Annotated in this window: 9 protein-coding genes; 6 read left to right on the forward strand and 3 right to left on the reverse strand. The window is 54.5% G+C overall.

Annotated elements, in window-relative coordinates:
- Positions 1-498: TetR/AcrR family transcriptional regulator (locus tag A4E33_RS12095; RefSeq protein WP_292348462.1), on the reverse strand; the 498-nt coding region annotated here is incomplete at its 3' end.
- A 253-nt stretch (positions 499-751) separates the two neighbouring features.
- Here A4E33_RS12095 and A4E33_RS12100 point away from each other — a divergent pair.
- From A4E33_RS12100 to A4E33_RS12125, 6 genes are all read left to right on the forward strand, one after another.
- On the forward strand, positions 752-958 hold the full coding sequence (locus tag A4E33_RS12100; protein WP_292348464.1) for a 4Fe-4S binding protein: 207 nt from the start codon (positions 752-754) through the stop codon (positions 956-958).
- Positions 942-2,138, forward strand: coding sequence for an NAD(P)/FAD-dependent oxidoreductase (locus A4E33_RS12105; protein WP_292348466.1), 1,197 nt, complete (start codon positions 942-944; stop codon positions 2,136-2,138). Before A4E33_RS12100 ends, A4E33_RS12105 begins: the two co-directional genes overlap by 17 nt.
- 7 nt (positions 2,139-2,145) lie before the next feature.
- A complete protein-coding gene (locus A4E33_RS12110; protein ID WP_292348467.1) occupies positions 2,146-2,532 on the forward strand; it encodes a response regulator in 387 nt (128 codons plus the stop codon).
- A gap of 120 nt (positions 2,533-2,652) precedes the next feature.
- Positions 2,653-3,219 (forward strand): hypothetical protein, encoded by a 567-nt coding sequence (locus A4E33_RS12115; protein ID WP_292348469.1) that lies wholly within the window; start codon positions 2,653-2,655, stop codon positions 3,217-3,219.
- Positions 3,220-3,362: 143 nt separating this feature from the next.
- Positions 3,363-5,822: a cation-transporting P-type ATPase gene (locus tag A4E33_RS12120; RefSeq protein ID WP_292348470.1), complete on the forward strand. Its 2,460-nt coding sequence runs from the start codon at positions 3,363-3,365 to the stop codon at positions 5,820-5,822.
- Between the two features lie 5 nt (positions 5,823-5,827).
- Positions 5,828-7,024 carry an MFS transporter gene (locus tag A4E33_RS12125; protein ID WP_292348471.1) on the forward strand — a complete coding sequence of 399 codons (1,197 nt, stop codon included), beginning with the start codon at positions 5,828-5,830 and terminating at the stop codon, positions 7,022-7,024.
- Positions 7,025-7,384: 360 nt separating this feature from the next.
- Here the strand turns inward: A4E33_RS12125 and tes are convergent, their stop codons facing one another.
- Complete coding sequence (tes, locus tag A4E33_RS12130) at positions 7,385-8,851, reverse strand: tetraether lipid synthase Tes (RefSeq protein ID WP_292348473.1); 1,467 nt, start codon at positions 8,849-8,851, stop codon at positions 7,385-7,387.
- A gap of 97 nt (positions 8,852-8,948) precedes the next feature.
- Positions 8,949-9,137 (reverse strand): hypothetical protein (locus A4E33_RS12135; RefSeq protein ID WP_292348472.1); only part of this gene is annotated, 189 nt, incomplete at its 5' end.

Consider the following 9,137-nt stretch of genomic DNA (forward strand, 5'->3'; position numbering starts at 1 on the left):
ACCGAAAGTCATGACAATGATCGTACTTGCAGTTTCATCGGGATCGATCTCCGGGGAGAGTTCTCCCCGGGATTTTGCGTAGTGAAGATAGTCACGGATGATATCCCTGCTGTTGTCAAAGATGCGATTAAATTCCGTACCGCTCCCCATATCCTGTATCAGCCGGAGGGGAATCTGGAAGAAAAGATTCGTGTGGGTTTTCTCCTTCTCGAAAAGTACTCTTGCAAGGTTCCTGACGTTCGTGTGAATATCCTCATCATGGGAAAGCGTCGTTTTAAGATCGGTCTGGAAATTCTGGAAAACTTCGAAAAGCACATCGCGTAACAGCACATTGCGGTTCTTGAAATAATTGTAAAGGGCGGGTTTAGAGGTACCGACATTCTGGGCTATCGCATCAAGTGTCACCTCATCCCAGCCATGTTCGGCTGCGATCTCAAGTGCGGCGGCGATGATTTTTTCCTTCGCTTCCCTGTGGTATTCCGTATTAATCCGGGGCATTTTCATATCCTTGTTAAACCATGGGGTGTATTCAAAGGCGTTCCTTCCATTCTGTAACACTCATTAATCTAACTTATCAAAAGATAAATAAACTTACTGAGCATTAAACTTTACCCGGGACCATGAAATTCCTGTCGCGTAGGGAAAACCAATGATCAAAGAAATTTTCGATGATTTTGGGAGAATGATCATTCTGTATTGCAGTGGCATTCGCCGTATTCGGCTCCGAAAAAATTGATTGGTGATAATTTACATGCCTTCTGTTGAATCAGGAAAACGACTGACAGTTCACCGCTCTGTATGCGGGTACTGCGGGTGTTGTGTATCGGTGTGTCCTGAAGGTACACTAGAACTGATCGATGCGTATCTCGATGTCGGGCCCGGGTGTTCCCGTTGTGGCATCTGCGCAAAGGTATGCCCTTTGGGTGCATTGGAGGTTGTGGATGAAATCGGCGTATGATCTTCTGGTTGTTGGCGGGGGGCCGGGTGGAGCTATCGCCGCACGGACCGCAGCAGAGAAGGGTCTCTCCGTCTGTCTGGTAGAGAAACGACCGGCCATAGGGGCACCTGTGCGGTGTGCTGAGGGGATTGGAAAGGAAGCACTTGCAGAGTTTGTGGAACCGGAACCCTGCTGGATATCTGCCGAGATGGGCCGGGCGGAACTGGTCGCACCGAATGGAACCTCCCTGATACTTGAGTCTAATATTGCGGGGAGCAAGGTCGGGTATGTATTGGACCGCAAAGTCTTTGACCGGTATCTGGTGGCACAGGCAGCTGATGCTGGATCAGATGTCATGGTCAAGACCCGGGCTGTCGCCCCGCTCATCAAAGATGGTGCAGTGCATGGTGCAATCCTGGAACAGTATGGGAAGAGGACTCCGGTTGAGGCAGATGTTGTTATCGCTGCTGATGGTATAGAGTCAAAGTTTTCCCGGTGGTGCGGGATTGACACGAGTGTGCCAGCCAAGGAAATGATGTCCTGTGCCCAGTATCTCATGACCGGTCTCGACATTGATGGACACACAACGGTTTTTTATTTTGGTAACAAGATTGCACCGGAAGGTTATGTCTGGATCTTCCCAAAAGGAGACGGAACCGCCAACGTCGGTGTCGGCATCTCAGGGAAGAAGAGCGGGAACGGCCATCGGGCGATTGATTATCTCGATCGGTTTGTAAACTCCCATCTCCCGGGGGGAAAAATTATCGAACTTGTTGTCGGGGGTGTTCCGGTCTGCAAACCTCTTCCCTGCAGTGTGAGCGACGGTCTCATGATCATCGGTGATGCAGCCCGGGTCGTGGACCCGCTTACCGGTGGAGGCATATACAATGCCATGTTCACCGGCAGACTCGCAGCTCTGACAACAGTAAAAGCGATCTCAATGGGTAATGTTTCAAAACAAGTACTCATGGAGTATGATAGGGGATGGCGGGACGCCAAGCTCGGAAAGGATCTTACCCGGAACCTGCGGTTCAAGGAGTACTTCATTTCACTTCCTGACAAGCAGCTGAATACACTAGCCGAGTCAGCTGCGACCATAAACCTTGAGAATTTCAGTACCCTCACCCTCATACAGGAACTGATGAAACGAAACCCGACAATTGTGGCCGGGCTGGCAAAGTTGAAACTGTCAATCGTGTAACGAATCCATGATAACCATCCTGTATGTTGATGAAGATCCAATAATGTGCTCGCTCGTCCCCCGGATTTTTGAGAAGACCGGTGACATCGTCATCCATTCTTCGGTATCCGGTGAAGAAGCACTGGCATGGGCATTCACATACCAAGCGGATGTGATTGTGTCGGATAACGGTTTGCCAGGCATCAGCGGAATGGACCTGTTGAAAGCCCTTGTTGCGGGTGGAATCTCCGCTCCGTTCGTCGTTTTCACCCGGCACGTTACCGAATCCCTGAAAACCATTGTGAAGATCCCCGGCGTGTTCAGGTTCAACGGCAGGGAAGGAACGGAAGAAAAACAGATCCCGAAGCGTCTGCGGTTTGTCTACTGGGTAACCGGAGTCCGTGAGACGGGATGATAGTTCCGGGATATGGGATATGAGGCCGGAGTATCACAGAATCCGTGGAACTGGAGCAATAAAACAGTTGACCGGGTGTCAGTGAAGAAAAGACAACCATGGAACCGGCAGTGATCAACCATGAAGAACATTGAATCGCTCTACAGGAGAGAGGACGACAAGGTCCTGATCGAGATCAAATTATCATCAATAATCCAGCTCTACAACTCATTTGATCCCGCACCATTCTATGAGAAGGAACTGGACCGCGAGGCAGAGCAGTATATTGTCGATATTGTCCGGGATTTTCCTAAAAAAACTGAGTTCAGGATTGTCGTTTACCTGCCGGGGGGGAATTCCTGCTGTGAAGAAGCTCAGAAAATTCCCGAGTCCATCAGGAATCATTTCATGTACCTGGTGCTGATGCAGGAACGGAAATTCCGGGAGATGTGGGTGTACGGGAAATTCACCATCCTTGTCGGACTGTCGTTCCTTGCGGTCGCGATGATTGCAAGCCAGGTGGTGGCGGACTCCTTCAGCGACTCCCGGCCCGCCCAGCTCATTGCAACAGCCCTCGAGATCGCTGGCTGGGTGGCCATGTGGGAACCGGTAACGGTTCACCTTTATCAGCTCTGGCCGATTGTCAAACTGAGGAAGATCTATGAAAAAATCAGCCGGATGGATATAGATGTCCGCTTTTCATCATAGTCCGGGATATCTGCAAACGATATGCGGGGAGATGTATCCATGATAACTGTTACAGGAAATTACCACCTTTATCTGCGGATGCATCAAATCATGTATCAAATCTGTTCGATGAAACCTGATTGTGACGAATGGAGCGGATATGTATGGGCATAGATGGCCAGTCCCGATTGATAGCGACAAAAGGTCTCTCTGATGAGGCGGCCGCTCAGCGGCTCCAGCAGTCCGGTCCGAACCGCGTTGCGAAGGCCTACGAAGTGACGTTCCTCTCCATCGCGAAGGAGGAACTGACCGAGCCGATGATCCTTCTCCTCCTTGCAGTTGGGGTCGCGTACACTATTGTCGGTGAGTTCCAGGACGCCCTGACCCTTTACGCGATCATCATCACCCTTGTCCTGGTGGAGATCGGGACCGAGTACCGGGCGAAGAAGGCGATCGCTTCGCTCGCAACCATCGCCGCCCCAGAGACGAAGGTCGTCCGGAATGGACACATCACAGGTATCCCGACCGCTGGCGTGGTTCCCGGCGACCTGCTCGTGCTGGTGCCCGGGACCCGGATCGCGGCCGATGGCTGTCTTGTATCGTCGGTCAGCCTCCGGGTCGATGAGTCCTCCCTCACGGGCGAGTCGTTTCCCGTGGAGAAAGAGGAGGGTGGGGAGGTTTTCTCCGGCACGCTCGTCCTCGCTGGAGAAGGACTGCTTGAGGCCGTTACGACTGGCGGGAAGACGCGGATCGGGGAAATTGCGGCGCAAGCACAGATGATCAGACCGCCAAAGACTGCGCTGCAGCTCGCCATGAAGTCGCTTTCCAAAACTCTCGCTTTCGTTGCCATCTTCTTCTCGGTCATTATCCCGCTGGCCGGGTTCCTCCGGGGCCAGTCGCTGGAAGAGAGCATCCTGACCGGGCTCGCCCTTGCCTTCGCCACCATTCCCGAAGAACTCCCGATCATCATCACGATGACCCTTGGCCTCAGCGCGTACGTGCTCTCGAAAGAGAACTTCCTGATCAAACGGCTCCGGGCGGCTGAGACCCTCGGCAATGCGACCGTAATCCTGACCGACAAGACCGGCACTATCACCGAGAGCCGGATGCGGGTCGTTGCCGTCCATTCAGTGAGTGACGAGGCGTTGGTCCTCACCGCAGCGCGTTCGGCCATGACCGGACTCTCCCTCTCTGCCACAGACCAGGCCATATTCGAGAAGATCGGGGAATCCGGTATCCCTGCAGAGACCTCCCCAATCCTCCGGGAGGAGAGCTTTGGCAGCGGGCGGAATACCCGCATGGTTGTCCGCGACCGGCCGGGCAGTCCGGTCCTCTACGTGATCGGCTCGCCGGAGGAGATTATTGCCAGCGCTGGTCAGACTGGCCCAGACTTGCAGCAAGCGCTCAGGGCGGAGACCGCCAGGGGGCGACGTGTGATCGCAGCAGCCCACCGGACCCTCTTCCCCGAAGAGTCCGGGTTGCCCGCGGAGCAGCTCGGGCGGGGTCTCACGCTTGATGGCCTGATTGTCATTGAGGACCCGCCGCGCCCTGGGGTACGGGAGACGATAGAACGGATGGCCCGTGCAGGGGTGCGGACGATCATGGTGACCGGGGATCACCCGCAAACGGCCGCTGCGATTGCCGGAGAGGTCAGCATTCCGGCCGGAACCGTGCTTGAAGGTCGGGATCTCGATGCCCTTTCCGACACGCAGCTCCGGAAGACCGTGCAGGATGTTAGCGTCTTTGCCCGTACCACCCCGCAGCACAAGCACCGCCTCACCGTGTCCCTCCAGGAACAGGGCGAGGTGGTTGCGGTCACCGGCGACGGTGTGAACGATACCCTTGCGCTCAAAGGTGCTGACATCGGGATCGCGATGGGGCTGAAGGGGACTGATGCCGCGAAGGAAGCCGCCGACATCGTGCTGGCCGACGACAACTTCGTGACGGTCGGCAGGGGGATCTTCGAAGGGAGGCGAATCTTCGACAACCTCTCCAAGGGGGTCCGGTACTACCTTTCCGTGAAGGTGGCGCTGGTCGCAGTCTTCGCCGCGGCGCTCGTCCTCGGCCTGCCATTTCCGTTCTCGCCGATCCAGATCATCCTGCTCGAACTCTTCATGGACCTCGGGGCCTCGGCCTCGTTCGTGGCGGAACCGCCCGAACCTTCCATCGACCGGAGGCCGCCCCGTGACCCCCGTACCCCCTTCCTCGACAGGACGATGGTGAGCTGGATCGGCGCCGGGGGACTCGCCCTGCTCGTGGCCGTCTTCGTGCCGTACTGGTACATCCTGTCCCGGGGCGAACCCGTTGCCATTGCTCAGACGGCAGCCTTCTCGGCATGGCTGATTGGGCATGTCCTTCTGGCGTTTGTCTCGCGATCATCCACCGACCCGCTCCACCGTGTCGGGTTTTTCTCCAACCGCGTGATGCTCCTCTGGGGAGCGGGTGCGACACTCTTCCTCGCGCTTGCTTTGGCGGTCCCGGCGTTTGGCGACCGGCTCGGCCTCGCGGGTATCGGCAGCGGCTGGCTTGGGCTCGTCATCATGACTGCTGTGATTTGCATGGGAATATACGAGCTGGTAAAAGTCTGGGGCGCACGTTTGGGGAAAAATATCTTATACAGGTGAGAATCATGACCGAAATCCGTTCCGTTGTACCAGACCGACGGGCGATGTATATCCTCTCATTAATCGGTTTTTTTGCAATCTTTTCGACCACCCTCTCGAAGAACCCGGTGCTTCCCCTGTTCTCGCAGGCCTTGGGTGCCAGTGACGTGGTCATCGGCCTCGTTGCAGCAGTTTCCCCACTCGCAGGAATCCTGTTCTCGTTCCCAGTAGGAGTACTTTCCGACCACCTTGGCAGGAGGAGACTACTCATCGCATCCGGAGTGATATTCCTTTCGGCCCCTCTCTTCTATCTCCTGATTTTTAATCCCCTCTGGTTGATCCCGGTCCGGTTCTTCCACGGGATGGCTACTGCCATCCTCGGGCCGGTGATCGCTGCGATGATTGCCGAACGGTTTCCGGAGAATACCGGTGAGATGCTCGGGCAGTACTCCTCCGCCACCCTGATCGGAAGGTCCCTTGCTCCGCTCGTGGGAGGGGCCATCATCTCGTTCTTCGTCTTTTACCCAAGTCTTATTCCTTACCAGATAGTGTATCTTGCCGCAGCAGTTGTTGCCGTGCCGGTACTCCTCCTGATTCTTCTTTATCGTGGGGAAAATGCAGGGCCGCTCAAAGTCCTTCCATTCTCCGCGTTCCGTACAAGTTTTGTCGCGTTCTTCTCGAACCGGAAACTCCGGGCAACGGCATTTGTCGATATGGCAACTTATTTTGCCTTCGGGGCGTTCGAGACGTTCCTGCCACTTGTCCTGCTCTCCGGGGGGATGGGTGCGTACCAGGCCGGGATCCTGTTCGCGGCCCAGACGCTCATCATCACATTGACAAAACCGTTCTTTGGCAGGATTGCTGACCAGGTCGATAAAAGGATCCAGATTATTATCGGGCTCCTTGTTCTCGGCTGTTCTGTTGCGGCGATACCATTTGCGTCATCGTTTGCCGCATTCCTTCTCGTAAGTGCTCTCCTTGCTGTCGGCATGTCGCTTTCCACCGTTGCCACCAGCGCCTATACCGCAGACATTGCAAAAAAAGAACAGATGGGAGCATCGATGGGGGCGCTCTCATCGGTAATGGATATCGGGCACTCCGCTGGACCTCTCGTCACCGGGATCATTATTGCCGGCAGTGGTTACAGTGCCGGGTTCCTGGCAAGCTTCCTGATTGCCGCAGTCGTCTGCGGGTTCTTCGCCCTCTCGGTCCGGGACCGGTAATGGGCGTGAGGTCTTGGATTCAGCCGTAAGAAACGTGTAAAAGGGCTGGCCGGATCGTCCTGCTGAAAAATCCAGAGCACCGTTCACCTGACGACCGAGTTCCCTGTCATGATGATGTATCAGATCACGGGCGGCATTCTTGCTCTGATCGAATCTGGTACAATTAGCATGTCCGCCGATAAGATTATTGAGAACGGTCTTGCCATGCTCTGGAACCGCGAAGACCGGGTCTTCCGGGCCAATGAAGGGTCCCGGGGTGTTTCCGCACCGGATTCCTGACATCCCTTCGAATGATCGACGGTATCCGGCAACAACGGCAGAATTTTCAGCGCGGTCTGCTTTTCCCGCGCCCGATCTTCCTTACGGATCTTTCTTTGCGTATTTTTTCCACACCTGCTCCCGGTATACCGGGCCGCTGTTATAGGTGCAGAAGGGAATCAGGCGTCCATCAGGAGTCGCGTAGTGAATGCAACACCTCTGGACACGCCCGAGATCATAGTTGAACCGGTCCATGAAGTGCATAGTCCCGATGAACAGTGCATGCCGGTGAAACTCCGTGAGTGCTTCGAAGTTCTGCTGGGTCAGAATTTTTACCATCATCCTCCAGAAATCGGTTGTATTGCCCTGCTCTCCCTTCCTGACGGAGTCGTGCATATTTCTTATCCCATCGAGAAGTGCCATGTACTTGTTAATGGCGCCACCTTTTTTGAGTGTCTTCGCCATCTGGTCAACTGATTCAAAGAGATGATCCACATCTACCATCCGGTTCACCGGGACGACTGCTCCATCATTTTGGACAAAAATGTAGGTCGCCGCACCGCAATGCTGGTGCGCAGTAAACCTGACCTGGGGTCGTTCGGTATATGCCTCGACAAGATCCGAGAATGGGATCACACTCGGAACCGGGTAGAAATCATCCTTTTTTACCATACCATCCATCTGCTTCTCAATTCCTGCAAGAAGATCAGGAATGGTTACCCGTGATTTGTTGATGTCCTCTTCACGAGCAGCACCGGTAAATGCAACCGGCTGGAAATTCACACCCCGGATGACAGAAATATTCCTGGCCGCAAACCGGATGATATCCCCGACTTCGTGATCGTTTCTTCCCCGGATTATTGTCGGGACGAGCACCGTCCCCTGACTGGCCTTTTTTAAATTCCTGATCGCGTTTTCATGGATTTTCAGGTGCGGGTTTGTTTTTTGGGAGACCCCGTCAAAGTGGAGATAGACTGTGCTTAAACCGGCATCCCTGAGCTGCCGGGCCAGTTCTGGTTCTTTTGCTATGCGGATTCCGTTTGTTGCGAGCTGTATCTGTGGGAATCCCATCTCCTTCGCTTTTCTGATGATCTCAACAAGATCATCCCGCATGGTCGGTTCCCCTCCAGAGAATTGTACTGCAGGGACCGGGACGGGTTTCTGATCCCTCAACATCTGCATCATTGCTACGATCTCATCAAATGCCGGTTCGTACACGAACCCGCATGCCCGGGCATTGGCAAAACAAAAATCGCAGTTCAGGTTGCAGCGGTTGGTAAGATCGATATTCGCAAGCAGTGTCTGCGAATGGTGATGGTTGCAGATGCCGCACGCTGTCGGGCAGGTCTCCGGTGGCGCGATATTCTGCGGGTTTTCGATACCGTTTCCCAGGGAATCGTAGTGTTCGTACCGGTGATACATTGCGGCATCTGACCAGTAGAGATACCGGGCAGTACCATGTGTCGGACATGTCCGTTCCAGCCAGATCTGTCCCGCATCCTCGATAATATCTGCTTCAAGAACCGTATTACAGGTGGGGCAAAGGCTCCGTGTTTTTTTTATCAGCATCTGTTGACCAGCTTGAGGAGCGGGAATAACAATGTCACCGTTGCCCGCTTCTCTGCCATCGAGATAAGGCTGTGAATCCATGGAATCTCCATATCTGTTATTTCGCAGGGATCTCGTTCTTCCCGATCTGCAGGAACCGCTCCACGAATTTTATCCATCCTTTCTTCTTTGCATCAGCATCCATCCCATTGAAGGGGGAGCTGACATGCAGACCGAAAGTCATGACAATGATCGTACTTGCAGTTTCATCGGGATCGATCTCCGGGGAGAGTTCTCCCCGGGATTT

The sequence above is a fragment of the Methanoregula sp. PtaB.Bin085 genome (genome assembly GCF_002067035.1).
GTDB lineage: Archaea > Halobacteriota > Methanomicrobia > Methanomicrobiales > Methanospirillaceae > Methanoregula.